Source organism: Caulobacter ginsengisoli (assembly GCF_030814835.1).
Lineage (GTDB): Bacteria > Pseudomonadota > Alphaproteobacteria > Caulobacterales > Caulobacteraceae > Caulobacter > Caulobacter ginsengisoli.
This window is the reverse complement of the sequence record NZ_JAUSVS010000001.1, coordinates 1,036,994-1,062,896: the sequence shown is the minus strand read 5'-3', so window position 1 is coordinate 1,062,896 and position 25,903 is coordinate 1,036,994. Positions and strand designations below refer to the sequence as shown.

Genomic DNA, 25,903 nt, shown 5'->3' with positions numbered 1-25,903 from the left:
GCACCCAGAGGGCCCCTGCATGTCCGAATACGACCGTCCGATGATGAACCTGGTCCCGATGGTGGTCGAGCAGACCAGTCGTGGCGAGCGCGCCTACGACATCTTCTCGCGCCTGTTGAAGGAGCGGATCATCTTCCTGACCGGTCCGGTCGAGGACGGCATGGCCTCGCTGATCTGTTCGCAGCTGCTCTTCCTGGAGTCCGAGAACCCCAAGAAGGAAATCTCGATGTACATCAACTCGCCGGGCGGGGTGGTGACGTCGGGTCTCGCGATCTACGACACCATGCAGTACATCAAATGCCCGGTCTCGACGGTCTGCATGGGCATGGCCGCCTCGATGGGCAGCCTGCTGCTGTGCGCCGGCGCCGCCGGTCACCGGATCGCCCTGCCCAACGCCCGCATCATGGTCCACCAGCCCTCGGGCGGCTTCCGCGGCCAGGCCTCGGACATCGAGCGCCATGCCGAGGACATCATCAAGACCAAGCGCCGGCTGAACGAGATCTACGTCCACCACACCGGCCGCAGCTACGAGGAAGTCGAGAAGACCCTGGACCGCGACCACTTCATGAGCGCCGATGAGGCCCTGGCCTGGGGCATCGTCGACCGCGTGCAGTCCACCCGCGACGAGGACGTCAGCGGCGCTTAAGCTTAGCCCCTCAATCGTTGAGATGTCTGGAGAGCAGGCCGACCAGCGCGGCCTGCTCTTCCGCTGTCTGGACCCTGAAGCGGTCGAAGTCGGCGCTCAGCCGCACGTCGGCGAACAGGCCGGCCGGGTCCTCATGAAAATGCAGGAAGGCCTTGGACTTGCGGTAGAAAACCCCGCGCGCCTTCTCGGTCAGCCCGCGCAGGGCGCGGATCTGGGCCAGCAAGGGCTCCAGTTCGTCCAGCGCCGCCGGCCGGGCGTGGCGCATCAGCTGGGCTTGCCGCGGAAGACGCGGTAGCCCTTCTCGTCGGCCATCTGCAGCATCTCCTTGTCGCCGGAGGTGTCGCCATAGGCGGCGGCCAGATGGACGTCCTCGCCATAATGGGCCTTGAGCCGGCGGACCTTTTCCGGGCCTCGGCAGTTGGGGCCGGCCAGGACGCCCAGGCAGCGGTCGTTGGCGTCGAAGGCCAGGCCGCTGCCGATCAGGGCGTCGGCTCCCAGGCCGCGGGCGAAGGGGGCGACGATCAGGTCGGGAGAGGCGGTTACGATCACCGTCTTGGCGCCCTTCAGACGCCAGCGCCGCCAGGTGGCCAGGGCGTCGGGGCGGAACAGCTTGGGCGCGGCCCATTCGGCGAAGGCCTTGGCCTGGGCCTCCAGCTCCTTCTGCGGCGCGCCCTTGAGGAATTCCCGCACGGCGGCGGCCTTCAGCCGGCCCCGGTTGCGGTGGAACAGATAGGCGAAGGCGGCCGGGGCCAGCTTGATGCAGCCCAGCATGTAGCGCGCCCCGCCCGCCCGCCACTTCAGGAAGGCGGTGAAGCTGTCGCGGACGGTCAGCGTCCCGTCGAAATCGAACGCCACCAGGGCGGGGGCGTCCAGCGGGTCAGCCATGATGTGAATCGAGGACGTCAATCGTCTCGCCAGTGTTGTTGCTCTGCGTCCCATCGTCCCATCGCGCGGCTTTCGCCCCGCGATCTCCAGTCCGGCTGCCCCTCAAGGCCAAGGCGGCCGTCCCTGCACGATTCGTGACACCTGTTTCATAGCCTCAACCCCTTGTAGTTCAAGGAGACGTGAGAAGCGCTGCGACGCCTTACCGCGTAACCCTGGGCCGGTGCTTGTTCCATGATGGGACATGACCCATCTATGACGGTGAGGCCGAACGCCCGCTTTGATGGGTGGAGATCGGCGCATTCCTTAGGTGTGTGGCGCCTGGACGCTTGTTCGGGACGCCCGGATCGGGGAATGTCAAGGATTAGACAACCCGCGGCGCGTATCCTGCAAGTTCGATTGGCGGGAAGCGCCCCCGGGGAGGCGGTGTTCGGTTCTGGGACCGGATCCGCCGTAGCGTGAGAAGCGACATGACCAAGGCCGCCAGCGGCGACTCGAAAAGCACTCTGTATTGTTCTTTCTGCGGAAAGAGCCAGCATGAGGTGCGCAAGCTGATTGCCGGTCCGACCGTGTTCATCTGTGATGAATGCGTCGAGCTCTGCATGGATATCATCCGCGAAGAGCACAAGATCGCCTTCGTCAAATCCAAGGATGGGGTGCCGACCCCCAAGGAAATCTGCGAAGTCCTCGACGATTACGTGATCGGCCAGATGCACGCCAAGAAGGTCTTGGCCGTTGCTGTGCACAACCACTACAAGCGCCTCAACCACGCGCAGAAGAATAACGACGTCGAACTGGCCAAATCCAACATCCTGCTGGTCGGCCCGACGGGCTCGGGCAAGACCCTGCTGGCCCAGACCCTGGCGCGAATCATCGACGTGCCGTTCACGATGGCCGACGCCACGACGCTCACCGAAGCCGGTTATGTCGGCGAGGATGTCGAAAATATCATCCTGAAACTGCTGCAGGCCGCCGACTACAACGTCGAGCGCGCCCAGCGCGGCATCGTCTACATCGACGAGGTCGACAAGATCAGCCGCAAGTCCGACAACCCCTCGATCACCCGCGACGTGTCGGGCGAGGGCGTGCAGCAGGCCCTGCTGAAGATCATGGAAGGCACCGTCGCCTCGGTGCCCCCGCAGGGCGGCCGCAAGCATCCCCAGCAGGAGTTCCTGCAGGTCGACACCACCAACATCCTATTCATCTGCGGCGGCGCCTTCGCCGGCCTGGAGAAGATCATCTCGGGCCGCGGCCAGGGCACCTCGATCGGCTTCGGCGCCAAGGTGGTCGATCCCGATGAGCGGCGCACGGGCGAAGTCCTGCGCAACGTCGAGCCTGACGACCTGATGAAGTTTGGCCTGATCCCGGAATTCATCGGCCGCCTGCCGGTCATCGCCACCCTGGAAGACCTGGACGAAGGCGCGCTGGTCAAGATCCTGACCGAACCGAAGAACGCCCTGGTCAAGCAGTACGGCCGCCTGTTCGAGATGGAGAATATCGGCCTGCAGTTCACCGACGACGCCCTGAACGCCGTGGCCCGCAAGGCCATCGGCCGCCGGACCGGCGCGCGCGGCCTGCGCTCGATCATGGAAGGCATCCTGCTGGAGACCATGTACGAGCTGCCGACCTACGAGGGTGTCGAGGAAGTGGTGGTCAACGCCGAGGTCGTCGAAGGCCGCGCCCAGCCGCTGGTCATCTACGCCGAGAAGAAGGCCGGCGGCGCCGCCTAAAGCCCTCCGCTCACGGTCGAAATTCCGGACGCCCTTCCCTCGACGAGAGGGGAGGGCGTTCGTCGTTTTGTCGGCCGGACGACTCAGCGGCTAATTCTCCTTGGGGGGCGGAGAAGGCGATGCCGCAGTTTCTGACCGTCGAGGAGCAGGGCGCAGTCGCGATCGTGCGTCTCAATCGCCAGGAGGCCCGCAATGCGCTGAGCCGGGCCTTGATGCGCGAGCTGATCGCCGCCGCCGACGCCCTGCGGCCGCGCATCGACATCCAGGCCATCGTGCTCTCGGGCGGTCCCGACTTCTTTACCGCCGGCGCCGACCTGGCCGACCCCGAGCGGAACGCCGCCGGCGCGACCCTGTTGCAGCTGCGGCAGTCGATGAAGCTGGGTCCCGACCTCTGCCGCGCCTGGGAGGAGCTGGAGCAGGTGACGATCTGCGCCATCGAAGGCTTCTGTATCGGCGGCGGCGTGGCGCTGGCCATTGCCTGCGACTTCCGCATCCTGGGCGCCTCGGCCCGGCTGCGCCTGCCTGAGATTCCGCTGGGCATGAACATGAGCTGGCGCAGCCTGCCCAGGCTCGCGGCCCTGATGGGTCCCGCCAAGGCCAAGCGCTTCGTGCTGTTTGGCGAGCAGCTGAACGCCGAGCAATGCCTGGCCGCGGGCCTGGCCGAGGTGGTGGTGGCCAACGGCGCCGCCGAGGCCGAGGCGCTGGACTGGGCCCGCCGGGTCGCCGACCTGCCCCCCTTGCCGGTGCGCATGACCAAGGAGGCGATCAACGCGGCGGTGAACGCCACCCACGCCGCCACCAGTTTCATGGACCGCGACCAGTTCCTGCTGACCTCCCGCTCGGCCGACATGGCCGAGGGCGTGCAGGCGTTTTTCGAGAAGCGGAAGCCGGAGTTTAGGGGGGACTGAGGGCGGAGTTTTACGCCGCTTCCAGCGCACACCCGCTCATGGTGATGCGGTGCATCAGCCGGTACTGGCCGTGATAGTCGTTCTTGGCGAAATGCCAGCTGGCGCGGTTGTCCCAGATGGCCACCGAGCCCGGCTTCCACTTGAAGGTGGTCACCCGGGCCGGGTCGATGGCCGCCACGAACAGCTGTTGCAGCAGCGGCAGGCTCTCCTCGCGGGTCATGCCCTCGAAACGCGTCGTGAAGGCGGGATTGACGTAGAGCACCGGCTTGCCGCTGCCGGGATGGCGGATGATCACCGGGTGGATGGTCTCGGGCAGGTCGCGGCTGCCTGACAGCGCCTGCTGGTCGGTCCCGGCATAGGCGCCGGCCGCCCCGAACACCTGGGCGGTGGAATGGACGGCCCGCATGGTCTTCAGCCGCGCCTTGAGCGCGTCGTCCAGGCTGTCAAAGGCGCCGTACATATCGGCGAACAGGGTGTCGCCGCCTTTGTCGGGGAGCTGGCGGGCGACCAGGATCGAGCCCATGGCCGGCTCGGCGTCATAGCTGTGGTCGGTGTGCCAGCCGCCGCCGATGTTGGAGGTCTGCTCCTGCGTCTTCTCGACCTTGGCGATCTGTGGGTAGTCCGCGTCGGCCGGAAAGAAGCGATTGATGTCGATGGGGGCGAACTGTTCGGCCAGGGCGATGTGCTGGGCCTGGGTCAGGGTCTGATCGCGGAAGAAGAGGACGCCGTGGTCGAACAGGGCCTTGCGCATCAGGTCGACCTCGCGCGGGCCGGCGCTGGCCAGGTCGACGCCGCTGACCAGGGCGCCACAGCCGCTCTGGCGTTCGATGGCGATGACGGACGTGGGCATGGGTTCCTCCGGCGGGCTTGGGGGGAGTGTCGCCGATCCTGGACGGCGGAACGTCACCTGGGTTACAGTTGGTCATGAACCCGCCCGACGAGGACCAGCGCCGCAGCCTGATGGCCATCCCCTGGTTCGCCGGTCAGGCCCCCGAACAGGCCGCCGCCCTGATCAAGGCCGGCCGGTTGATCCGCCGGGGCGCCGGGGAATGGCTGCATGGCGAGGGCGACGAGGAGACGGGCCTGCTGGCGGTGCTGGAGGGGCGGCTGAAGCTCTACTGCCAGGCCCCCGGCGAGCGCGAGGTGATGATCGCCATCATGCCGCCCGGGGCGGTGATGGGTCAGAGCGCCACCTTCGGGGGCGGGCCGCGCCTGCTGACGGTGATCGCCGCCGCCGACAGCATCGTCTTCACCCTCTCGGACCGGGCCCTGCGCCAGGCGGCGGCCGACCATCCCGGCGTCTGGCGGGATCTGGCGGGGCTGCTCTATCTGCAGCTCAGCACGATCCTGCAGCTGGTCGCCGTGCTCACAGCGCTTCCTCCCAGGGCGCGCCTGGCCGCGCGCCTGCTGCAGCTGGAGCAGAACCTCGGTGTGGCGGATGTCAGCCAGGGCGATCTGGCCGAAATGGTCGGAGTGACCCGCAAGGCGATCAACGGCTGGCTGGGCGAGATGGCCCGCAAGGGCTGGGTGCGGCTGGGCTATGGCCGGGTGGAGATTTTGAAACCCGCCGCGCTGAGGGGCGTGGTGGCGGGGTAACCCCATCCTCCGTGTCCCCAGCGAACGCTGGGGCCCATGAGGGCGGATAGTCGACCATCACCTTGCGGGTTGTTTCTCACTCATGGACCCCAGCTTTCGCTGGGGATACGGAGAGGTTGTGAACCCGCTCTACGACCAACTTACCGCCGCCGGCCGCCCTGACGCGCCCTTCCTCGAACGGTCCGATGGCCGCATCGACACCTACGCCGATCTTCAAGCCCACACCGCCCGCCTGGCCCATGCCCTGGCGGCCCTGGGCGTCCAGCCCGGCGACCGTGTGGCCGCGCAGGTCGAGAAGACGCCGGAGAACCTCTACCTGTACCTGGCCTGCGTGCGGGCCGGGGCGGTGTTCCTGCCGCTCAACACCGCCTACACCCTGGCCGAGCTCAGCTACTTCATCGAGGACGCCGAGCCGGCGCTGATCGTCTGCGATCCGGCGGTGCTGGAAGGTGTCGGCGGGCTGGCCAGCAAGGTCGGCGCGAAGGTCGCCACGCTGGATGCGCAAGGGCAGGGCAGCCTCACCGACCTTGCCGCCGGCCAGTCCGCCGACTTCGCCACGGTCGAACGAGCGTCCAGCGACCTGGCCGCCATCTGCTACACCTCGGGCACCACCGGCCGCTCCAAGGGGGCGATGCTGACCCAGGGCAACCTGGCCTCCAACGCCGCGACCCTGACGAAGCTCTGGCGGTTCACGGCTCGCGACGTGCTGATCCACGCCCTGCCGATCTATCACGTGCACGGCCTCTTCGTGGCGACCAACGTCGTCCTGACGGCCGGGGCCTCGATGATCTTCCGGGCGAAGTTCGACGCCGCCGAGGCCCTGACCCTGTTCCCCCGCGCCAGCGCCCTGATGGGGGTGCCGACCTTCTACACCCGGCTCCTCGCTCAGCCGGGCCTGGACCGGGCGGCGGTGGCGGGCATGCGCCTCTTCATCTCCGGCTCGGCCCCGCTGCTGGCCGAGACCCATCGCGACTGGTCGGCGCGGACCGGGACGGCGATCCTGGAGCGCTACGGCATGACCGAGACCGGCATGAACAGCTCCAACCCCTATGACGGCGAGCGGGTGGCCGGCACGGTCGGCCCGCCGCTGCCGGACGTGGCGCTGCGCATCGCCGACCCGGAGACCGGCGTCCCCCTGGCCCAGGGCGAGATCGGCATGATCGAGGTCAGGGGCCCCAACGTCTTCGCCGGCTACTGGCGCATGCCCGAAAAGACCGCCGCCGAGTTCCGGGCCGACGGTTCTTTCATCACCGGCGACCTGGGGATGATCGACGCGGCCGGCTATGTGAGCATCGTCGGGCGGGGCAAGGACCTGATCATCTCGGGTGGTTTCAACGTCTATCCCAAGGAGGTCGAGGCCGAACTCGACGCCATTCCGGGGGTGGTCGAGAGCGCCGTCATCGGCCTGCCGCATGCCGACTTCGGCGAAGGCGTCACGGCCGTCATCGCCACGGGTGGATCCACGACGCTGACCGAGGCGGGGGTGCTGGCGGCGCTGCAAGAACGGTTGGCGAAGTTCAAACAGCCCAAGCGGGTGCTGTTCGTCGACGACCTGCCGCGCAACGCCATGGGCAAGGTGCAGAAGGCGCTGTTGCGCCAGACCCACGCGGGGCTATACAGTCAGTCCTGAAAAACAACGGACGAGGTAGCCATGGCTGACAAGGCCGTTCTGGTCGTCGGGGCGGGAGACGCCACCGGCGGCGCCATCGCCCGCCGCTTCGCCCGCGAGGGCTACGCCGCCTGCATCGTCCGCCGTGAGGCCGCCAGCCTCGCAGACCTCGCCGGGCAGATCACCGCCGAGGGCGGCCAAGCCCATCCGTTCGGTTGCGACGCCCGCGACGAGGACCAGGTCGTGGCGCTGTTCGAGAAGATCGAGACCGAGGTCGCCCCGCTCGAGGCGGTGGTCTTCAACATCGGCGCGAACGTCCGCTTCCCCATCGTCGAGACCACGGCGCGGGTCTATCGCAAGGTCTGGGAGATGGCGGCCTTCGCCGGTTTCCTGACCGGGCGGGAAGCGGCCCGGCATATGACGCCGCGGGGCAGAGGGACGATCCTCTTCACCGGGGCCACCGCCAGCGTGCGCGGCCGCGAGGGGTTCTCAGCCTTCTCCGGGGCCAAGCACGCCTTGCGGGCCCTGGCCCAGAGCATGGCCCGGGAACTGGGGCCGCAGGGCGTCCATGTCGCCCACACCCTGATCGACGGGGCCATCGACACCCAGTGGATCGCCCAGAACTTCCCCGACCGCTATGCGATGAAGGACCGGGACGGCATCCTCAACCCCGACCACATCGCCGACGCCTATTGGATGCTGCATAGCCAACCGCGCGACGCCTGGACCCACGAGCTGGACCTGCGCCCCTGGACGGAGACCTGGTGATGACGAAGACCCTGGAATTCCTGTTCGATTTCGGCAGCCCGACCACCTATCTGGCCCACAAGCAGATCCCCGGGCTGATCGAGCGCACCGGCGTCAAGGTCGACTATGTCCCGGTGCTGCTGGGCGCCATCTTCAAGGCCACCGGCAACGCCTCGCCGGCCATGGTGCCGGCCAAGGGCCGCTACATGAATGAGGATATGGGCCGGTTCGCCAAGCGCCACGGGGTCAAGCTGAACATGAACCCCTACTTCCCGATCAACACCACCCAGATCATGCGCGGGGCGACGGCGCTGAAGGGCGGGCCCAACTTCATGGCCTATGTCGACCTGGTGTTCGACGCCATGTGGTCGCGCCGCAAGAATATGGGCGACCCCACCGTGCTGGCCGAGGTGCTCAGCGCCGGCGCCTTCGATCCCGCCGTCCTGATCGCCGCCGCCGAGGACCAGGCGGTCAAGGACGCCCTGCGCGCCAACACCGAGGCCGCCGTGGCCCGGGGCGTGTTCGGCGCCCCGACCTTCTTCCTGGGCGAGGCGATGTATTTCGGCCAGGACCGCCTGGACTGGATCGAGGAAGCGCTGACCTCGGGCAGCTAGCCCCCATTACAAATTCTCCACGGACCGTGCGTCGCATTGTGCCGCGTCGCGCGGCGCGTTACGGCTCCCCGAAGTTGTAAGTCGGGGACTTCCAAACCCATGTCCAATCTCGCGCCGGCCCTTCTGAGCGCCCTGGCCATCCTGCAGGCCGGCCCGGCCACGACGCCGCCGCCGAACCCCAGCGAGGGCAACACCGTCGAGAGCCTGGTGGTCACCGCCCCGGCCAAGACCGACAAGGAACAGATCACCAGCTTTGTTTCCAGCGTCACGGCCACGGGCTCTGACAAGCGTGTGGGCCGCTGGGACCGTAAGATCTGCCCCGGCGTCATCGGCCTGAAGCCGGCCTACGCCCAGGTGCTGCTGGACCGCATCGCCGCCAACGCCCAGGCCGTCGGGCTGGAGGTCGGCAAGCCCGGCTGCAAGGCCGACATCCTGATCGTCGCCAGCGCCGACACCGACGCCCTGGTCCGCCAGGCGGTCAAGGACAATCCCGACACCTTCGCCAAGTACGAGGACGGCGTCAGCCGCGGCAAGAAGGCCCTGCAGGCCTTCATCGACTCCCAGGCCCCGGTCCGCTGGTGGCATGTCTCCTCGCGTAAGCTCTCCGACGGTCAGACCTATGTCCAGGGCGCCAATGTCCGGGTCCGCAGCGTGGGCCGGGTGAACGCCAACACCCGTGTCGACTTCGACCATGTGGTCATCGTCCTTGACGCGCGCCGCGTGGGCGTGGTGCGGTTTTCGGCCCTGGCCGACTATGTCGCGATGGTCAGCCTGGCCCAGATCAATCCCGACGCCGACACCAAGGGCGTCTCGTCCATCCTCAACCTGTTCACCGACAAGGCCGCCGGCGTCGAGCCGGTCGAGGGGATGACCGACTGGGACCGGGCCTATCTGCGCGGCCTCTATACGGCCCGTCGGGATGTCCGCCGCGGCGACCGCCAGGAAGCCGATGTCGCCCGCAGCATGGGGACCACCCTGGCTCCGCCGCCCAAACCAGAGCCCAAGGATGAGGCCGAGCCCAAGTCCGAGCGCGAGAAGCCGGATCGTTCCGGACGCTGAGCGACAGTCACGGTTCCATCACGCAGCTGTGCCCGTACTGAGGCGTTAAGCCTCAGAGATTATTACTGGAACGGCGCCAAGCTTGAATGGCTCGGCGAAGCGGCCACATATCACCCGAGAGTCCACCGACGTCCGGTGGGCGCCCGGGGCCGATACGGACCGGGTGAAGGAGAGTGAAATGTCGGATATCCGCACGTTGCCGGTGTTGCCGCTTCGGGACATCGTCGTTTTCCCACACATGGTCGTGCCGCTTTTCGTCGGTCGCGACAAATCCGTGCGCGCCCTCGAGGAGGTGATGCGCACCGACAAGCAGATCCTGCTGGCCACCCAGAAGAATTCCGCCGACGACGATCCCGCCCCGGGCGACATCTTCGACGTCGGCGTCATCGCCACGGTCCTGCAGCTGCTCAAGCTGCCCGACGGCACCGTCAAGGTGCTGGTCGAGGGCAAGACCCGCGCCGCGGTGCTGAAGTTCACCGCCACCGAGGACTTCTACGAGGCCGACGCGGCCGTGATCGACGAGGAAGGCGGCGAGGCCCACGAGGCCGAGGCCCTGTCCCGCGCCGTGGCCGAGCAGTTCGAGAACTATGTCAAGCTGAACAAGAAGGTGCCGCCCGAAGCCCTGGCCTCGATCCCGCAGATCACCGATCCGGGCAAGCTGGCCGACAGCATCGCCGCCCACCTGTCGGTGAAGATCAACGACAAGCAGAACCTGCTGGAGATCTTCAACGTCGTGAAGCGGCTGGAGAAGGTCTTCGCCCTGATGGAAGGCGAGATCAGCGTCCTGCAGGTCGAGAAGAAGATCCGCTCGCGCGTCAAGCGCCAGATGGAGAAGACCCAGCGGGAATACTACCTCAACGAACAGATGAAGGCGATCCAGCGCGAGCTGGGCGAACAGGACGACCAGCGCGACGAGCTGCTGGACCTGGAGCGCCGCATCAAGAAGACCCGCCTGTCGAAGGAGGCCCGCACCAAGGCCGAGGCGGAGCTGAAGAAGCTGCGCAACATGAGCCCGATGTCGGCCGAGAGCACGGTGGTGCGCAACTACCTCGACTGGATCCTGTCGATCCCGTGGGGCAAGGCCAAGCCCAAGAAGATCGACGTCGCCCGGGCCGAGGAGATACTCGAGGAGGACCACTACGGTCTGGAGAAGGTCAAGGAACGCATCCTGGAATACCTGGCGGTGCAGTCCCGGACCGGCACCCTGAAAGGGCCCATCCTCTGTCTGGTCGGCCCTCCCGGCGTCGGCAAGACCTCGCTTGGCCGCTCGATCGCCAAGGCGACGGGCCGTGAGTTCGTGCGCCTCTCCCTGGGCGGCGTGCGCGACGAGGCCGAGATCCGCGGTCACCGCCGCACCTACATCGGCTCGATGCCCGGCAAGGTCATCCAGTCGATGAAGAAGGCCAAGGCCGTCGATCCCTTCTTCCTGTTCGACGAGATCGACAAGATGGGCTCCGACTGGCGCGGCGATCCCTCCAGCGCCCTGCTGGAGGTGCTCGACCCGGCCCAGAACTCGACCTTCGCCGACCACTATCTGGAAGTGGACTACGATCTTAGCCAGGTGATGTTCGTCACCACGGCCAACAGCCTGAACATGCCCCAGCCCCTGCTGGACCGCATGGAGATCATTCGCATCCCCGGCTACACCGAGGACGAAAAGGTCGAGATCGCCAAGCGCCACATCATGCCGCGCCTGACCAAGGACCACGGCCTGACCCCGGAAGAGTTCGTCGTGCCGGACAAGGCCATCCGCGACCTGATCCGCTACTACACCCGGGAAGCCGGCGTGCGGTCGCTGGAGCGGGAACTGGGAGGCCTCGCCCGCAAGGTGGTGCGTGACCTGGACCGCGAAAAGCTGACCACGATCACCATCGACGACGCCCGGATCGCCAAATACGCCGGCGTGAAGAAGTATCACTACGGGGCCACCGACGAGGTCGACCAGATCGGCATCGTCACCGGCCTGGCCTGGACCGAGTTCGGCGGCGACATCCTGACCATCGAAGCCGTGCGCATGCCCGGCAAGGGGCGGATGTCGATCACCGGCAACCTCAAGGAGGTGATGAAGGAGTCGATCTCGGCGGCGAACAGCTATGTCCGCTCGCGAGGGCCCGCCTTCGGCATCAAGCCGACCCTGTTCGACAAGACCGACGTCCACGTGCACGTGCCGGAAGGCGCGACGCCCAAGGACGGTCCCTCGGCCGGCGTCGCCATGGCCGTGGCCATGGTCTCGGTGCTGACCGGCAACCCCATCCGCAAGGATCTGGCCATGACCGGCGAGATCACCCTGCGCGGCCGGGTGCTGCCGATCGGCGGCCTGAAGGAAAAGCTGCTGGCGGCCCTGCGCTCGGGCATCAAGACCGTGCTGATCCCCAAGGAGAACGAGAAGGACCTGGCCGACATCCCGGACAACGTCAAAAACGAGCTGGAGATCATCGCGGTCTCCACCGTCGACGAGGTCCTGGCCCAGGCCCTGACCGGCCCTCTGACTCCGATCGAATGGACCGAGCCGGACGACAGCGTTGTGGCGCCTGCGAAGGTCGACGAGACCGACGCGGACTCGGTGATCACGCACTAGTTCATAGCTGAACGGCGATAATGTGGGCGGCGCGGGTCATTCCCGCGCCGCTTGCCGTTTGACGGGTGATTCGCAACCGCCATAATCGCTGTCCGCGCGGGGTTCGCCTGAGGGGGGAAGTATCGCGCTGCACAATGGCTGGGAGACAGGCATGACCAAGGCTGAATTGGTGGCTGCGATTTCCGACAAGTCAGGTTTGAACCGGTCGCAGGCGAATGCGGCCCTGACCGCGTTCGTGGAGGCCGTCACCTCCAGTTTGAAAGAGGGCCACGATGTTCGCCTGGTCGGCTTCGGCGCCTTCAAGCCGGTGATCCGCAAGGCCGGCGCCGCCCGCAATCCCAAGACCGGAGCCAAGGTCCAGCGGCCGGCCAGCAAGACGGCGCGTTTCCAGGCCGGCGAGAGTCTGAAAAGCGCTCTGAACGGCTGACCCGCCAAAAAGGGGGCGTCGCGCGCCGCCGCTCTTTTCAAGCGGGCGAAGACGCGTAAGCATATGCCCGGCTGTTTGAGGAACCCCAAGGGGAGGGTTGAACTATGGGTGGATTGAAGTTTGCACGGCGCGTTGCGGCGCCGGTGGCGGCGATTTTGGCGCTGGCGTCCATCTCGCCGGCCTGGAGCCAGACCCATCCGGGCGGTGGCGGCGGCTATACCAGCAAGCCCAGCAGTGGGTCGGGCATGGTCAATGTCCATCTGTGCAACAAGACCAGCCTGAAGATCTATGTCGCTCTGGGCTATCGGGAGTCGATCGGCTCGAACAACTGGATCGTCGAGGGTTGGAAGAACATCAGCCCCTACAGCTGTTTCGACATCCGCGTGCCCAACGACAGCGTCATCTACGACTATGCCGAGGATGACGAGGACGGCAGCTGGGGCGGCGACTTCCAGCTCTGCGTGCAGCATCCCGGGCCGTTCCGCCGGGTGAACAGCGGCGACTACACCTGCGACGCCAAGGAGCTGAAGGGCTTCGCCACGGTCGACGTCACCGGCCTGGCCGACAAGACCGTCAACTTCAATCCGTGAGGCGGTGAAGAAGCTTTGTCCCCGATGGGGGAGCGGAGCCTAGCTTGGCTTTGCGCTCCCTCTCCCAGGACGCTATGACGCCGGGAAAGGGCGGCTAGCTCAGCTGGTCAGAGCATCTCGTTTACACCGAGAGGGTCGGCGGTTCGAACCCGTCGCCGCCCACCATCCTGCTCCGCCCTGCGGCCTTGCGGGGCTGGGCTGCGCCGCATTCGAACAGGACCAGGATCATCAAGCTCCCGCGCCTTCTGACCCTGGTCCTCGCCCTCTCCGCCACCGTCCTTGGCCCGGCCCAGGCGGCCGGCTGTCCGGGCTACGCGCGGCTTGCCGACGCCTATATCCGCGAGAAGGTCGGCTCGGCCGGCTTCAGCGGGGCGGTGCTGATCGCCTTTGAGGGCCGACCGCTGCTTCGCCGCGGCTATGGGCTGGCCAACCGCGAACTGGGCGTGGCGGCCACGCCAGACTCGGTGTTCGCCATCGGCTCGACCAGCAAGACCTTCACCGCCGTCGCCATCGCGCTGCTGGCGCAGGACGGAAAGCTCGGCTTCGACGACCGTCTGGCCAGGTTCATCCCCGACGCGCCCCCGGCCTGGCGGGACATCACCCTGGCTCACCTGCTCAGCCACGAGTCCGGACTGGCCGAGTATTCCCTGACGACCAACTCCTTCCGGGCCCTGATGCGGGTGCAGCGCACGCCGGCGGAAGTGCTGGCCCTGGTCCGCGACCGTCCGCTCGATTTCCCGCCGGGCAGCCGCTATCGCTACACCAACACCGATTTTGCCGCCCTCGGCATGGTCGTCGAGGCGGTGAGCGGCAAGCCGTTCGAAACCTTCGTCCAGGACCGCATCCTGCGGCCACAGGGCCTGAGCCATACCGGCTTCCTGGACGCCCAGGCGCTGCTGCCCGGCCGGGCCTCGGGCTACATGAAGGACGGCGCGGGCGTCGCGAACCTGTTCTACATCGACCCCAGCATGCTGTTCGCCGCGGGAGCCATGTATTCGACCGTCGACGACCTGCTGGCCTGGGACAAGGCCCTGCACGGAGCGGCGTTGCTGCGGCCCGACCTGCGGGACCGGCTGTTCGCCGATCGGGGCCACGGCTATGGACTGGGCTTCTTCGTCGACAGCGTGGAGGGGCGCCGCTATGTCGGCCACGGCGGCAACCTGCCGGGGTTTGCCAGCGACTTCGAACGCTTCGACGACGCGCCCCTGACGATGATCCTGCTGTCCAACTACGGCGGGGCCAAGGTCGAAGCGATGTCCCGCGACCTGGGGGCGCTCTGGTTCAAATCCTGTCGGCCCAGGCCCTGACCGCCAGGATTGGCTTTCAGGAAACGGCGTTTCGGGCCTTCCTCCCGCCATGCCGCTGCCGGCGATTCCCCGGGTCTAGCGAGGGCGAGATCGGCCGGGGCCGGTCCCTCAATACCGCAGTTGCAGGTAACCCACGTCGAAATGGTTGGCCGCCAGCATGCGGGCGGCGGCCATCAGCCGGGCATCCAGCTGTTTGCCGTGCCTGGCGGCCAGGGCCTCATGCCAGGACTTGGTGGTCTCGATCACCGCCTTGAGCGCGGCGACCCGTTCGACGGTGTCCTGCACTGCCAAGAGGCCGACATCCTTCTGGTCCTTGCAGGCCTGGGCGGGCGATGCCGCGTCCTCGACGCCACGGCCGATGGCGCCGCTGAGGAAGACGAACCGCGCCTCCTCCGGCATCGACAGGATGGCCGAGCGGTCCAGAGGCTCCAGGATCTGCCGGAAGGCCGAGCGCCGCGCCGCCGCGAAGGCTTCGGGGGAGCAGGGGGCAGGATCGTCCGACCTGACCTTCAGGGTGGTCATGGCCGTGTCCAGCGCGGTTCGATCCCCGGCCTTGAAGGCCGCGACGCCGGCCGTGAAGGCCTTGGTGTCGTCGCTGAGCGCCGATGACGCATTGCAGCCGACCAGGCCCAGCACCGCGCAGGCGGCCGCTCCGATAATCCAGCGCATGATCCTTGGGACCCCTCGATGTGGCGTCCAGGATGGGGCCCGCGGCTCTACGGCCGGTTAAGGCGGCGCATCTAATCCCCCATTTGTGGGTGAACCACTTCGCGCCGACGCGCGTATCCTCAACCGATGCTGAACCTCCTCGCCGTCGACGCCGCCTTCCTGGCCATGGCCATGGCCCTGGTCTGGGCCTTCCAGCGCGCTATGAAGAACGGCGGCTGGACCGACGTGTTCTGGTCCTATGTCCTGGGCGCGGCCGGGGTGATCGTCGCCCTGGTCCCCATCGACGGCGCGCCGCCGACGGCCCGGCAGTGGATCGTAGCGGTGCTGATCGCCGTCTGGGGTCTCAGACTGGGGACCCACCTGGCCCTGCGCACGGCCGGTCGTCCCGAGGACGCCCGCTATGCCGGCCTGCGGCGCAAGTGGGGCGCGCGCAACGACCTGATGATGTTCGGCTTTCTCGAGATGCAGGGCGCGGCCTCCTTCCTGCTGAGCCTGGGCGTGCTGGTCGCCGCCCGCCGGCCGGGTGAGCTCTCCTGGCAGGACAGCCTGGGCGGGGCGCTGCTGGCCATCGCCATCCTGGGCGAGGCCCTGGCCGACGCCCAACTGACCGCCTTCAAGGCCGATCCCGCCAACAAGGGCAGGATCTGCGAGACGGGCCTGTGGGCCTGGTCGCGCCACCCCAACTATTTCTTCGAGTGGCTGGCCTGGGTGGCCTATCCGGTCATCGCCATCGACCTCAGCGGCCGGTGGAACTGGGGCCTGGTCGCCCTGATCGGGCCGCTCTTGATGTACCACCTGCTCAACAACGTCACCGGCGTTCGGATGCTGGAATACGCCATGGCCAAGAGCCGCGGCGCCGCCTTCGACGCCTACAAGGCCCGCACCTCGGTCTTCTTCCCCATGCCGCCCAAACGAAGCCCCGCCCAAGGAGACTTGGCATGAGCCTGATCGCCTCCGCCATCCACGCCGCCGAGAACCTGCCGGCCCCCGACCCGCTGCGGCGGGCGGCGATCTGGAACCTGGTCGAGGGCGAGCGCACCCGCCAGCGGCTGCGACCTCAGTCGGAGGCCGAGTTCGCGGCCAACATGCGCACCCTGGCCATCGCCGAGCACGCCGATGCGGCCAACGAGCAGCATTACGAACTGCCGACCGAATTCTTCCGTCTCGTCCTGGGCAGCCACCTGAAATACTCCTCCTGCCTCTACGAGGACGGGGCCCAGACCCTCGACGACGCCGAACGCCAGGCCCTGATCGAGACCTGCGCCCATGCCGACCTGCAGGACGGCCAGGACGTGCTGGAACTGGGCTGCGGCTGGGGCTCGCTGAGCCTGTGGATGGCCGCCGGCTATCCCAATTCGAAGATCACCAGCGTCTCCAACAGCCGCACCCAGCGGGCCTTCATCGAGGCGGAGGCGGCGGCGCGGGGCCTGACCAACCTCACCGTCATCACCGCCGACGCCAACGCCTTCGAGCCGGGCAGGACTTTCGACCGGGTCGTCTCGGTGGAGATGTTCGAGCACATGGCCAACTGGCCGGCCCTGCTGGAGCGGGTACGGACCTGGCTGGCGCCCGACGGCCGGCTGTTTCTGCACGTCTTCAGCCACGCCAGCGCGCCCTACCGCTTCAGCCACGAGAACCCGCAGGACTGGATCGGCCGCTACTTCTTCACCGGCGGCTTCATGCCCAGCCACAACCTGATCCGGCAGTTCGGCGACACCTTCGAGCTGGAGGCCGACTGGCGCTGGAGCGGCAAGCACTATGAACGCACGGCCCTGGACTGGTTGGCCAATATGGACGCCAATGACGCCGCCGTCCGCTCGATCATGAAACAGGTCTACGGCAAGGACGCCGGCCTGTGGCGCCGCCGCTGGCGCCTGTTCTTCCTGGCCACTGCCGGCGTCTTCGGCCATCGCGGCGGCGAGGAATGGGGCGTCAGCCACTATCGGCTGAAGCCGGTCTAGACCAGCCGCTCCAACTCATCCTCCGCCGAGCGGCCCCCGACGTCCGCCGCGATCGCCGCGCCCAGCGCCCGCGCCTGGACGGCGAACCCGGGCTCGTCCAGCAGCCGCCGGATCGCCGCCGCCAGCGCTTCGGGACTGGCGTCGCGGCTCAGCGACAGGCCGGCGCCCCGGGCGGTCACCCGGGCGGCGTTGTCGTTCTGGTCGCGCACCGCCGGCAGCAGCAGCAGCGGAACGCCCGCCATCAGGCCGCGCAGCACCGAGCCGTGGCCGCCATGGGTGATCATGACGGCGGCCTTTGGCAGCACCTGGCTGTGCGGGGCGCTGGCAACGACAGAGACATTGGCTGGCGGATCGAACTGGGCCGGATCGATGGCCGGTCCCAGGGTGACCAGGCCCTGCACGGGAAGCGAGCCCAGCGCCGCGATCACCCGGCCCAGCCAGCCCTCCTGGCCCTCGTAGAGGGTCGAGGAGGACACCACCACCAGCGGCTTGCCGTCGCCGGGCGCCGACCAGGGTTCGACATCGACGGGATCGCCCAGGTACGGCCCGACATAACGGAAGGGCTCGGCCAGCGGCTCTGGCGCGAAGTCGAAGGCGCGGCTGGTCGCCAGCAGGATGGCGCGGGCATAGGCCAGCTGGTCGAAGAGATCGGCGAGGGGCATCAGGCCCAGGCCCGCCCGGGCCGCGTTGAGGTCGGGCAGGCCCATCTGGAATATGGTCCGGGTGGTCTGGGCGACCATGGCGTGCAGGGCCCGCTCGTCGTCGCTGGTCGCCGGCGCCATGCCGGTCCCGAACGGCGGGACGCCGGTGAGGGTGGGGAAGGTCCAGACATTGGCGGCCAGCAGGGCCAGCGGCAGGCCCGCCGCCTCGGCCGCCAGCATCGGGCCGAACAGCAGCTCCTGGCTGACCACCACGTCGGCCTTGAAGTCCGCCAGGGTCGCCGTCACATCGGCGGCGTAGGCGCCGGCCGGCCCGATCATCACCTTGCCAATCAGGTCCTGGATGACCTGCAGCGGGTTGTCGGCCTCCCAGTCGCGCAGCCGGTCGCCCGAGCGGGCCTTCTCGGTCAGGCTGGGGGCGGTGGTCCAGGGCCTGAATTCGACCCCCATCGCCGCCGCGTCGGGGGCGCTGGCGGCATCGCTCATCATCAGCACCCGATGGCCGCGCGCCTTCAGCCCGGCCGCGACGCTCAGCATCGGTTGCACATGGCCGCCGCCTTCCCAGGTGGCGAACAGGAAACGGGCCATTTGGACTCCCCCGAAGACTCTTAGAGTTGGGAGCACGTCGGGCGGCGGAACCGGTAGCCACTTCCGCCTGACGTGCTCCCGACGCGGCGCTGAGCCCCGTGTGCCGCAGCCGGAGGAGGGGGGCAAGGCGTCTTGACGCGTGACATCAAAGTGATATCACTTTGGGGCCAATCAATGGAGGGGCATATGTCCGATCAACGGACCATCAATCGCAGCACCGAACGCGTCGGCGGCGGGACCAACGGCGGCCTGATGCTGCTGGTCTTCCTGGGCCTGCTGATCCTGTCAGGCTTCATGATCAGCCGGATGGAAGACAACCCGGCTATCGGGATTCCAGGCGTTCTGCTGGGCTTCATCGCCATCCTGGGTCTGGCCGGCTTCTACACCATCCAGCCCAACCAGGCGGTCGCCATCACCCTGTTCGGCAACTACAAGGGCACCGACCGCACCACGGGGCTGCGCTGGGTGCTGCCCTGGTTCGCCCGCAAGAAGCTGTCGATGCGCGTGCGCAACGTCACCAGCGAGACCCTCAAGGTCAACGACAAGCGCGGCAACCCGGTCGAGATCGCCGCCAACGTCGTCTGGCGGGTGCGGGATTCGGCCCAGGCCCTGTTCGATGTCGACGACTATGTGGCCTTCATGAACATCCAGATGGAGACCGCCCTGCGCGAGGTGGCCCGCCACTATGCCTACGACCACGCCGAGGACGAGGAACCCACCCTGCGGGCCGACGCCGAGATCGTCGGCGAGCGGCTGCGCGCCGACCTGCAGGAGCGGGTCGAGGTCGGCGGCATCGCCGTGGACGAGATGCATCTGATGCACCTGGCCTACGCGCCGGAAATCGCCGGGGCCATGCTGCGCCGTCAGCAGGCCGAGGCGGTCCTGGCCGCCCGCCGCACCATCGTCACCGGCGCGGTCAGCATGGTCGAGAGCGCCCTGCAGCAGTTGGGCGAGCGCGGCGTCGTGCAGCTGGACGAAGAGCGCAAGGCGGCCATGGTCTCCAACCTGCTGGTCGTGCTCTGCGGCGATCGTGACACCCAGCCCGTGGTCAACACCGGCACGCTCTACAGCGGCTAGGGGGGAGTATGTCAGGCGAAAGTGTGGGCGGTTTCGCCGCCCGGACATGCTCCAAACTTAAGAATCTAGACCCTCGCAGGAGGGTCTAGATGGCCAGTCCGGACAAGCGCGCCTTCTTGATCCGGGTGCGGCCCGAGGTGCTCGAAGCGGTCGAGCGCCTCGCGGCCGCCGAACTGCGCTCGGTCAACGCCCAGGTCGAGATGCTGCTGCGCGAGGCCCTGGCCCGACGCGGGACGTTGAAGCCGAAGGGCGACGACAGCGCCTGACCCGTTCTGGGCCGGGTAAATTCCCCAAAATGGGTTTTTCGCTGGCGCTTCGATATCGAACCGCCTAGCTAGCCCCATCGAGTTTCTGGGGGGCGTGCATGCCGTCGGTTGAGATACTGGTGGTTGACGACGACGAGGCGCTGCGTACTTCGGTCAGTAGAATGCTCCGCGGGATCGGGCATGTGGTGCGGGAGGCGGTCGATGGAGCCGACGCCCTGCGCAGCGTCAGGACCGCGCCGCCCGACCTGATCATCACCGACATCATGATGCCGGACTCCGACGGGATCGAGCTGATCGGCGCGGTCAAGACCATCCACCCCACCGTGCGCATCATCGCCATCTCGGGCCGCGCCGCCTTTGGCGATCTCGACCTGCTCAACCTGGCCAGCATGATCGGGGCCGACGTCACCCTGACCAAGCCGATGTCGCCGGACGAGCTGCTCGAGGCGGTCGCCTCCCTGACGGCGGGCTAGCGGATCCAGGCGCGGATCAGCAGCGATACCGCCCCCACCGTGCAGACCCCGGCCAGCCACAGGCCGACGAACCACAGCAGCCGGCTGGCCCAACGCGGCGCCGGAGAGGGCGGCATCAGTGATAGCCCTCGTGGCCGACCTTGCCCCTGAACACCCAGTAGGCATAGCCGGTATAGATCAGGATGATCGGGATCAGCACCGCCGCGCCCACCAGCATGAAGACCTGGCTGGAGGCCGGGGCGGCGGCGTCCCAGATGGTCACGGCGGTGGGGACCACATAGGGGAACATGCTGATCCCCAGCCCGGCGAAGGTCAGGGCGAAGAGGCCCAGGGTCAGCAGGAAGGGCGCGGCCTGGCGCCTGGCTCTGAGGTTGAGGAAGAACAGCCCCGAGCCGACCACCACCAGCAGCGGGACCTGGGCGGTGTAGAGCACGTTCGGCATGGCGAACCAGCGCTGGTAGTAGCCGTTCTGCAGGAAGGGCGTGGCGGCGCTGACGGCGGCGATGCAGGCGATGGTCGCCCAGCCCAGCCAGCCGGCCTGGCGATAGGCCCGGGCCTGCATCGGCCCTTGCGTCTTCATGATCAGCCAGGTCGAGCCCAGCAGGGCGTAGCCGATCACCACGCTGGCCCCGGTCAGCAGGCTGAACGGCGAGAGCCAGTCCCACCAGCCGCCGCCATAGCCGCGGCCCACGACCTTGATCCCCTGCAGCAGCGCGCCGAGCGTCACCCCCTGGGCGAAGGCGGCGACCACCGAGCCGGCGGTGAAGGCCAGGTCCCAGAAGGGGCGATGGCGGGGATCGCGCCAGCGGAACTCGAACCCCACGCCCCGGAAGATCAGGGCCAGCAGCATGGCGATGATCGGGGCGTAGAGGGCCGGCAGGATGATGGCGTAGGCAAGGGGGAAGGCGGCCATCAGCCCGCCGCCGCCCAGCACTAGCCAGGTCTCGTTGCCGTCCCAGACCGGGGCGACCGAGTTCATGGCGCTGTCCCGCTCGGGGCCGGGCTTGAAGGCCGGGAACAGGATGCCGATCCCCAGGTCGAAGCCGTCCATCACCACATAGGCAAAGACGGCGAAGGCGATGATGAAGGCCCAGGCTGTGGCCAGGTCGATCGAGACGGTCATCGGCCGGCCTCCGGCTCGGTGGCGCCGCCGGGGATGATGCCGGCGGCGCGGGTCGGTCGCCCCGCCTCCAGGCCCGCCTCGCCCGGATGGGGCGGGTGGCTCATCAGTCTGAGGATGTAGAAGGTCCCCGCGCCGAAGACGATGAAGTAGACCCCGATGAAGGCCAGTAGCGAGGCGCCCACCGCCGGGGCGTCCAGCGGGGCTGCGGAGGCGGTGGTGCGCAGCAGGCCATAGACGGTGAAGGGCTGGCGGCCGACCTCGGTGGTGATCCAGCCGGCGATGACCGTGACGAACCCGGCCGGCCCCATGGCGACCGCGAAGCGCAGCAGCGGCCGCCAGTCATAGAGCCTGCGCCGCATCCGGGCGACCAGGCTGACCAGGGCCAGCAGCCCCATCAACAGGCCCATCCCGACCATCACCCGGAACGACCAGAACACTACCGGCACCACGGGCCAGTCGGCGCGCGGCACGGTGTCGAGGCCCGCCAGCGGGGCGCCCAGGTCATGCTTGAGAATCAGCGAGGAGGCCTTGGGGACCGAGACCTCGGCCCGCACCTTGGCCGCCGCCTGGTCGGGCAGGCCGAACAGGATCAGCGGCGCCCCGTCCGGATGGCTCTGGAAATGGCCCTCCATGGCCATGACCTTGGCGGGCTGGTGTTCGAGGGTGTTGAGGCCGTGGGCGTCGCCGGCCAGGATCTGCAGCGGGGCGACGACGGTGATCATGCCCATGGCCATGGAGAACATCACCCGCGCCCCACGATTGGCCTTGTCGCGCAGCAGATGCCAGGCTCCCACGCCCCCGACCGCCAGGGCGGTGGTCAGATAGGCGGCCATCACCGTGTGGGTCAGGCGGTAGGGGAAGGACGGGTTGAAGACGATCTTCCACCAGTCGGCCGGGACGAACTGACCGGCGGCGTTGATGGCGTAGCCGGCGGGGGTCTGCAGCCAGCTGTTGGCCGACAGGATCCAGAAGGCCGAGATGAAGGTCCCCACCGCCACGGCCAGGGTGGCGGCGAAATGCAGGGCCGGCCCGACCCGGTTCATGCCGAACAGCATCACCCCCAGGAAGCCGGCCTCCAGGAAGAAGGCGGTCATCACCTCGTAGGCCATCAGCGGCCCGATCACCGGCCCGGTCTTGTCGGCGAACACCGACCAGTTGGTTCCGAACTGGTAGGAGAGCACGATCCCCGACACCACGCCCATCGCAAAGGTCAGGGCGAAGATCTTCAGCCAGTATTTGAACAGGGTCAGATAGACCTCGTCCTTCGTCCGCAGCCACAGCCCGTTCAGCACCGCCAGATAGCTGGCCAGGCCGATCGAGAAGCTGGGAAACAGGAAGTGGAACGAGACGGTGAAGGCGAACTGGATACGCGCCAGCAGGACGGCGTCCGCATGATCGAACATCGCGATCTCCCGACCAGCCGGGCGGCGGGGAGGCGGCGTCCGACTCGGTCGGCGGTGTTTTGAGCCTCTCGCGCGCCGGGGGCAAGCCCGCGCTACTCTCTGTAGCGCAACGCCTCGACCACCACCGCGAAGGCCGGCGATTGCTGGCGGCGGCTGGGATAGTAGAGGTGATAGCCTGAGAACGGTGGGCACCAGTCTTCCAGCACGCGCACGAGCGCGCCGGTTGCGAGATGCGGCGCGATCTGGGCCTCGGGCAGATACCCCAGACCCAGGCCGCTGAGGGCCGCGCGCAGGATCGGGCCGGCGGTGTTGCAGACCAGCTGGCCCTCGACCCGCACCCGAAGTTCGCGGCCGTCCCGCTCGAACTCCCAGGCATAGAGGCCGCCAAGGGTCGGCAGACGCAGGTTGATGCAGCTGTGGCCGGTCAGATCCTGCGGTGCGTGCGGCTTGCCGCACCGGTCGAAATAGGCTGGGGCGCCGACAACGGCCATGCGCAGGTCGGGGCCGATGCGGACGGCGATCATGTCCTTGGCCACCTGCTCGCCGATCCGCACGCCGGCGTCGAAGCGCTGGGCGACGATGTCGGTCATGGCGTTATCGACCACAACCTCGACCGTGATGTCCGGATAGTCCGGCAGCAGCCGCTCCAGCGCCGGCATCAGCACCAGTTCGGCGACGGTTTCAGCGGCGGTCAGCCGCACCACGCCCGCCGGCTTGTCGCGCAGGGCGGTGAGGGCGGTGAGCTCGGCCTCGATCTCCTCGAACCGGGGCGCCAGCGTCGCCAGCAGCCGCTCACCCGCCTCGGTCGGGTTGACGCTGCGGGTGGTGCGGGTCAGCAGGCGGATGCCCAGCCGCTCCTCCAGCCCTCGCAGGCTATGGCTCAGCGCCGATTGCGAAACGCCCAGCTGCGCCGCCGCGCGAGTGAAGCTGCGCTCGCGCGCCACCGCCACGAAGGCGGCCAGGTCGTTGAGGTTTTCCCGCGCCATTGATGAAGTCCGCTCATAGCTACATGCGGATTATAGCGTCTAATCGGTGAGGCGCGCGCGGCCTAAATTCCGGCCCTGTTCGGAAGAGAAGGAAATTGATCATGCAAACGCGCAAACTTGGAACGAGCGGCCTCGAAGTCTCCGCCATCGGCCTGGGCTGCATGGGCCTCAGCTTCGGCTACGGCCCGGCCGCCGACCGCACCGACGCGGTCAAGCTGATCCGCACTGCCTTCGAGCGCGGCGTCACCTTCTTCGACACCGCCGAGGCCTATGGTCCGTTCGCCAACGAGGAACTGCTGGGCGAGGCCTTGGCCCCCATCCGCGACCAGGTGGTCATCGCCACCAAGTTCGGTTTCCCCGGCGGTGAGGCCCAGAAGGGGCTGGACAGCCGCCCCGAAAACATCCGCGCCGTCACCGACGCGGCGCTGAAGCGTCTGAAGACCGATCGCATCGATCTGCTCTACCAGCACCGGGTCGACCCGAACGTGCCGATGGAAGACGTCGCCGGCGCCGTGCGCGAGCTGATCGCGGCCGGCAAGGTCAGGCATTTCGGCCTCTCCGAAGCCGGGGCCGACTCGATCCGCCGCGCCCACGCCGTCCAGCCGGTCGCCGCTCTGCAGAGCGAATATTCCCTGTGGTGGCGCGAGCCGGAGGCCGAGATACTGCCGCTCCTGGAGGAGCTGGGCATCGGCTTCGTGCCGTTCAGCCCGCTGGGCAAGGGCTTCCTGACCGGCGCCATCGACGCCAGCACCCAGTTCGCCAGCGACGATTTCCGCAACATCGTTCCGCGCTTCACGCCGGACGCCCGGGCCGCCAACCAGGCCCTGGTCGAGCGGATCGGCCAGATCGCCGCCCGCAAGCAGGCGACCCCAGCCCAGATCGCGCTGGCCTGGCTGCTGGCCCAGAAGCCCTGGATCGTTCCCATCCCCGGCACGACCAAGCTGCATCGGCTGGACGAGAACCTGGGAGCCGCCGCGGTGGCGCTGAGCGCCGGGGACCTCGCCGAGATCGCCGCGGCGCTGGCCGCCATCCCGGTCGAGGGCGCGCGGTATCCCGCCAGCCTGCAGGCGCGGGTGGGGCGGTAATGCAGAAGCTTGAGGAGCAGACAATGAGCAAGGTTTGGTTTGTCACGGGCGCGGGCAGCGGCATCGGCGCGGCCATCGCCAAGGCGGCGCTGAAGGCCGGCGACCGCGTCGTCGCCACGGGTCGGGATCTGGGCAAGGTGCGGGGCGCCCTGGCCGGCGCCCCCCGCGACTCCATCGAATTCGCCCAGCTGGATGTGGCCGACCCGGCCCAGGCCCAGGCGTCGGTCGAGGTGGCTGTCGCGCGCTTTGGGCGTATCGACGTCCTGGTCAACAATGCCGGCTACAGCATCCTGGGCAACTTCGAGGAGATGACCCGGGCCGACCTGGAAGGCCAGTTCGCCACCAACTTCTACGGCGTGGCCAACCTGATGCGCGCCGCCCTACCGGTCATGCGCCGCCAGCGCGCCGGCCATGTCATCAACATCAGTTCCGTCGCCGGCGTCGTTGGCCTGAAACATTGCGCCGCCTACGGGGCCAGCAAGTTCGCCGTCGAGGGCCTCTCCCTGGCGGTCGCCGAAGAGGTCGCCCCGTTCGACATCCATATCACCCTGGTCGAGCCCGGCTTCTTCCGCACCGACCTCTTGACCCCCGACAACGCCCGCTGGGCCGGCAATCCCATCGACGATTATGCCGCCGAGGGCAGCCCGCAGGCCATGTGGTCGCCCTATGACGGCATCCAGCCGGGCGACCCCGCCAGACTCGGCGAGGCGCTGGTCAGCATCGCCAGCATGCAGGACCCGCCCCGGGTGTTCGCGGCCGGCAGCGACGCCCTGGAAGCGGTCATCCCAGCCATTGAGGCGCGGCTCCAGACCATCCGCGACCACGCGGCGCTGTCCAAATCCACGGACGGCGTGTTCCAGGATGCAGTAGCCAGTCCGGTGCTGGGCGCGGCGTAGGGGGCCGCCGCCACAATACCTTGA

27 protein-coding genes and 1 tRNA gene are annotated in these 25,903 nt (G+C 68.0%); 20 read left to right on the top strand and 8 right to left on the bottom strand.

What is annotated here, in order from left to right:
- Positions 1-19: 19 nt before the first annotated feature.
- Positions 20-646: an ATP-dependent Clp protease proteolytic subunit gene (locus QO010_RS05400; protein ID WP_307346950.1), complete on the top strand. Its 627-nt coding sequence runs from the start codon at positions 20-22 to the stop codon at positions 644-646.
- Positions 647-656: 10 nt separating this feature from the next.
- On the opposite strand, the gene QO010_RS05395 is transcribed toward QO010_RS05400, so the two are convergent.
- Together QO010_RS05395 and QO010_RS05390 are read right to left on the bottom strand one after the other, a co-directional pair.
- The gene (locus QO010_RS05395; RefSeq protein ID WP_307346947.1) at positions 657-911 is read right to left on the bottom strand and encodes a hypothetical protein; all 255 of its coding nucleotides are present in this window, start codon (positions 909-911) and stop codon (positions 657-659) included.
- Complete coding sequence (locus QO010_RS05390; protein ID WP_370873713.1) at positions 911-1,531, bottom strand: HAD-IB family hydrolase; 621 nt, start codon at positions 1,529-1,531, stop codon at positions 911-913. Before QO010_RS05390 ends, QO010_RS05395 begins: the two co-directional genes overlap by 1 nt.
- A gap of 467 nt (positions 1,532-1,998) precedes the next feature.
- Here QO010_RS05390 and clpX point away from each other — a divergent pair, with 467 nt between their 5' ends.
- Both clpX and QO010_RS05380 read left to right on the top strand, forming a co-directional pair.
- Positions 1,999-3,258: an ATP-dependent Clp protease ATP-binding subunit ClpX gene (clpX, locus tag QO010_RS05385; protein WP_307346941.1), complete on the top strand. Its 1,260-nt coding sequence runs from the start codon at positions 1,999-2,001 to the stop codon at positions 3,256-3,258.
- Between the two features lie 119 nt (positions 3,259-3,377).
- Complete coding sequence (locus QO010_RS05380) at positions 3,378-4,166, top strand: enoyl-CoA hydratase/isomerase family protein (RefSeq protein ID WP_307346938.1); 789 nt, start codon at positions 3,378-3,380, stop codon at positions 4,164-4,166.
- Between the two features lie 10 nt (positions 4,167-4,176).
- Here QO010_RS05380 and QO010_RS05375 read toward each other — a convergent pair whose 3' ends face one another.
- Positions 4,177-5,016, bottom strand: a complete 840-nt coding sequence (locus tag QO010_RS05375) for a TauD/TfdA dioxygenase family protein (protein WP_307346935.1) — start codon at positions 5,014-5,016, stop codon at positions 4,177-4,179.
- 74 nt (positions 5,017-5,090) lie between these two features.
- On the opposite strand from QO010_RS05375, the gene QO010_RS05370 reads away from it, so the two are divergent.
- The 10 genes from QO010_RS05370 to QO010_RS05325 all read left to right on the top strand — a co-directional run bounded on the left by QO010_RS05370 (position 5,091) and on the right by QO010_RS05325 (position 14,693).
- Positions 5,091-5,762, top strand: a complete 672-nt coding sequence (locus QO010_RS05370; protein ID WP_307346932.1) for a Crp/Fnr family transcriptional regulator — start codon at positions 5,091-5,093, stop codon at positions 5,760-5,762.
- 118 nt (positions 5,763-5,880) lie between these two features.
- Complete coding sequence (locus tag QO010_RS05365) at positions 5,881-7,392, top strand: malonate--CoA ligase (protein ID WP_307346929.1); 1,512 nt, start codon at positions 5,881-5,883, stop codon at positions 7,390-7,392.
- Between the two features lie 21 nt (positions 7,393-7,413).
- The gene (locus QO010_RS05360) at positions 7,414-8,139 is read left to right on the top strand and encodes an SDR family oxidoreductase (RefSeq protein WP_307346926.1); all 726 of its coding nucleotides are present in this window, start codon (positions 7,414-7,416) and stop codon (positions 8,137-8,139) included.
- Entirely contained in the window at positions 8,139-8,732 is a 594-nt protein-coding gene (locus QO010_RS05355; protein WP_307346924.1) for a 2-hydroxychromene-2-carboxylate isomerase, read from the top strand. The genes QO010_RS05360 and QO010_RS05355 overlap by 1 nt, the downstream gene beginning before the upstream one ends.
- A gap of 99 nt (positions 8,733-8,831) precedes the next feature.
- Positions 8,832-9,791: a hypothetical protein gene (locus QO010_RS05350; RefSeq protein WP_307346922.1), complete on the top strand. Its 960-nt coding sequence runs from the start codon at positions 8,832-8,834 to the stop codon at positions 9,789-9,791.
- A gap of 178 nt (positions 9,792-9,969) precedes the next feature.
- Entirely contained in the window at positions 9,970-12,369 is a 2,400-nt protein-coding gene (gene lon, locus QO010_RS05345; protein ID WP_307346919.1) for an endopeptidase La, read from the top strand.
- Between the two features lie 151 nt (positions 12,370-12,520).
- Complete coding sequence (locus QO010_RS05340; protein ID WP_307346916.1) at positions 12,521-12,796, top strand: HU family DNA-binding protein; 276 nt, start codon at positions 12,521-12,523, stop codon at positions 12,794-12,796.
- Between the two features lie 155 nt (positions 12,797-12,951).
- Positions 12,952-13,386, top strand: coding sequence for a DUF1036 domain-containing protein (locus tag QO010_RS05335; protein WP_307346913.1), 435 nt, complete (start codon positions 12,952-12,954; stop codon positions 13,384-13,386).
- 88 nt (positions 13,387-13,474) lie between these two features.
- Positions 13,475-13,551: transfer RNA gene (locus QO010_RS05330), tRNA-Val, on the top strand.
- A 20-nt stretch (positions 13,552-13,571) separates the two neighbouring features.
- Entirely contained in the window at positions 13,572-14,693 is a 1,122-nt protein-coding gene (locus QO010_RS05325) for a serine hydrolase domain-containing protein (protein ID WP_307346911.1), read from the top strand.
- Between the two features lie 108 nt (positions 14,694-14,801).
- Here the strand turns inward: QO010_RS05325 and QO010_RS05320 are convergent, their stop codons facing one another.
- The gene (locus QO010_RS05320; protein WP_307346908.1) at positions 14,802-15,362 is read right to left on the bottom strand and encodes a hypothetical protein; all 561 of its coding nucleotides are present in this window, start codon (positions 15,360-15,362) and stop codon (positions 14,802-14,804) included.
- A gap of 126 nt (positions 15,363-15,488) precedes the next feature.
- Here QO010_RS05320 and QO010_RS05315 point away from each other — a divergent pair, with 126 nt between their 5' ends.
- Both QO010_RS05315 and QO010_RS05310 read left to right on the top strand, forming a co-directional pair.
- Entirely contained in the window at positions 15,489-16,304 is an 816-nt protein-coding gene (locus QO010_RS05315) for a DUF1295 domain-containing protein (protein ID WP_307346906.1), read from the top strand.
- Complete coding sequence (locus tag QO010_RS05310) at positions 16,301-17,323, top strand: SAM-dependent methyltransferase (protein WP_307346903.1); 1,023 nt, start codon at positions 16,301-16,303, stop codon at positions 17,321-17,323. The genes QO010_RS05315 and QO010_RS05310 overlap by 4 nt, the downstream gene beginning before the upstream one ends.
- On the opposite strand, the gene QO010_RS05305 is transcribed toward QO010_RS05310, so the two are convergent.
- Positions 17,320-18,570 carry a glycosyltransferase gene (locus tag QO010_RS05305; RefSeq protein ID WP_307346900.1) on the bottom strand — a complete coding sequence of 417 codons (1,251 nt, stop codon included), beginning with the start codon at positions 18,568-18,570 and terminating at the stop codon, positions 17,320-17,322. The two genes, QO010_RS05310 and QO010_RS05305, sit on opposite strands and share 4 nt — an antisense overlap.
- Positions 18,571-18,756: 186 nt before the next feature.
- Between QO010_RS05305 and QO010_RS05300 the strand changes: the two genes are divergently transcribed.
- From QO010_RS05300 to QO010_RS05290, 3 genes are all read left to right on the top strand, one after another.
- The gene (locus tag QO010_RS05300) at positions 18,757-19,647 is read left to right on the top strand and encodes an SPFH domain-containing protein (RefSeq protein WP_307346897.1); all 891 of its coding nucleotides are present in this window, start codon (positions 18,757-18,759) and stop codon (positions 19,645-19,647) included.
- Between the two features lie 89 nt (positions 19,648-19,736).
- Positions 19,737-19,913, top strand: a complete 177-nt coding sequence (locus QO010_RS05295; RefSeq protein ID WP_307346895.1) for a type II toxin-antitoxin system antitoxin — start codon at positions 19,737-19,739, stop codon at positions 19,911-19,913.
- Positions 19,914-20,011: 98 nt separating this feature from the next.
- Entirely contained in the window at positions 20,012-20,386 is a 375-nt protein-coding gene (locus tag QO010_RS05290) for a response regulator (RefSeq protein ID WP_307346892.1), read from the top strand.
- Positions 20,387-20,501: 115 nt separating this feature from the next.
- Here QO010_RS05290 and cydB read toward each other — a convergent pair whose 3' ends face one another.
- The 3 genes from cydB to QO010_RS05275 form a co-directional block, all read right to left on the bottom strand.
- A complete protein-coding gene (cydB, locus tag QO010_RS05285; RefSeq protein WP_307346890.1) occupies positions 20,502-21,509 on the bottom strand; it encodes a cytochrome d ubiquinol oxidase subunit II in 1,008 nt (335 codons plus the stop codon).
- The gene (locus QO010_RS05280) at positions 21,506-22,912 is read right to left on the bottom strand and encodes a cytochrome ubiquinol oxidase subunit I (RefSeq protein WP_307346887.1); all 1,407 of its coding nucleotides are present in this window, start codon (positions 22,910-22,912) and stop codon (positions 21,506-21,508) included. Before QO010_RS05280 ends, cydB begins: the two co-directional genes overlap by 4 nt.
- Positions 22,913-23,004: 92 nt before the next feature.
- Positions 23,005-23,898 carry a LysR family transcriptional regulator gene (locus QO010_RS05275; RefSeq protein WP_307346885.1) on the bottom strand — a complete coding sequence of 298 codons (894 nt, stop codon included), beginning with the start codon at positions 23,896-23,898 and terminating at the stop codon, positions 23,005-23,007.
- Between the two features lie 101 nt (positions 23,899-23,999).
- Here QO010_RS05275 and QO010_RS05270 point away from each other — a divergent pair, with 101 nt between their 5' ends.
- Together QO010_RS05270 and QO010_RS05265 are read left to right on the top strand one after the other, a co-directional pair.
- Complete coding sequence (locus QO010_RS05270) at positions 24,000-24,983, top strand: aldo/keto reductase (protein ID WP_307346882.1); 984 nt, start codon at positions 24,000-24,002, stop codon at positions 24,981-24,983.
- A 23-nt stretch (positions 24,984-25,006) separates the two neighbouring features.
- Positions 25,007-25,879: an SDR family NAD(P)-dependent oxidoreductase gene (locus QO010_RS05265; protein WP_307346879.1), complete on the top strand. Its 873-nt coding sequence runs from the start codon at positions 25,007-25,009 to the stop codon at positions 25,877-25,879.
- Positions 25,880-25,903 lie beyond the last annotated feature (24 nt).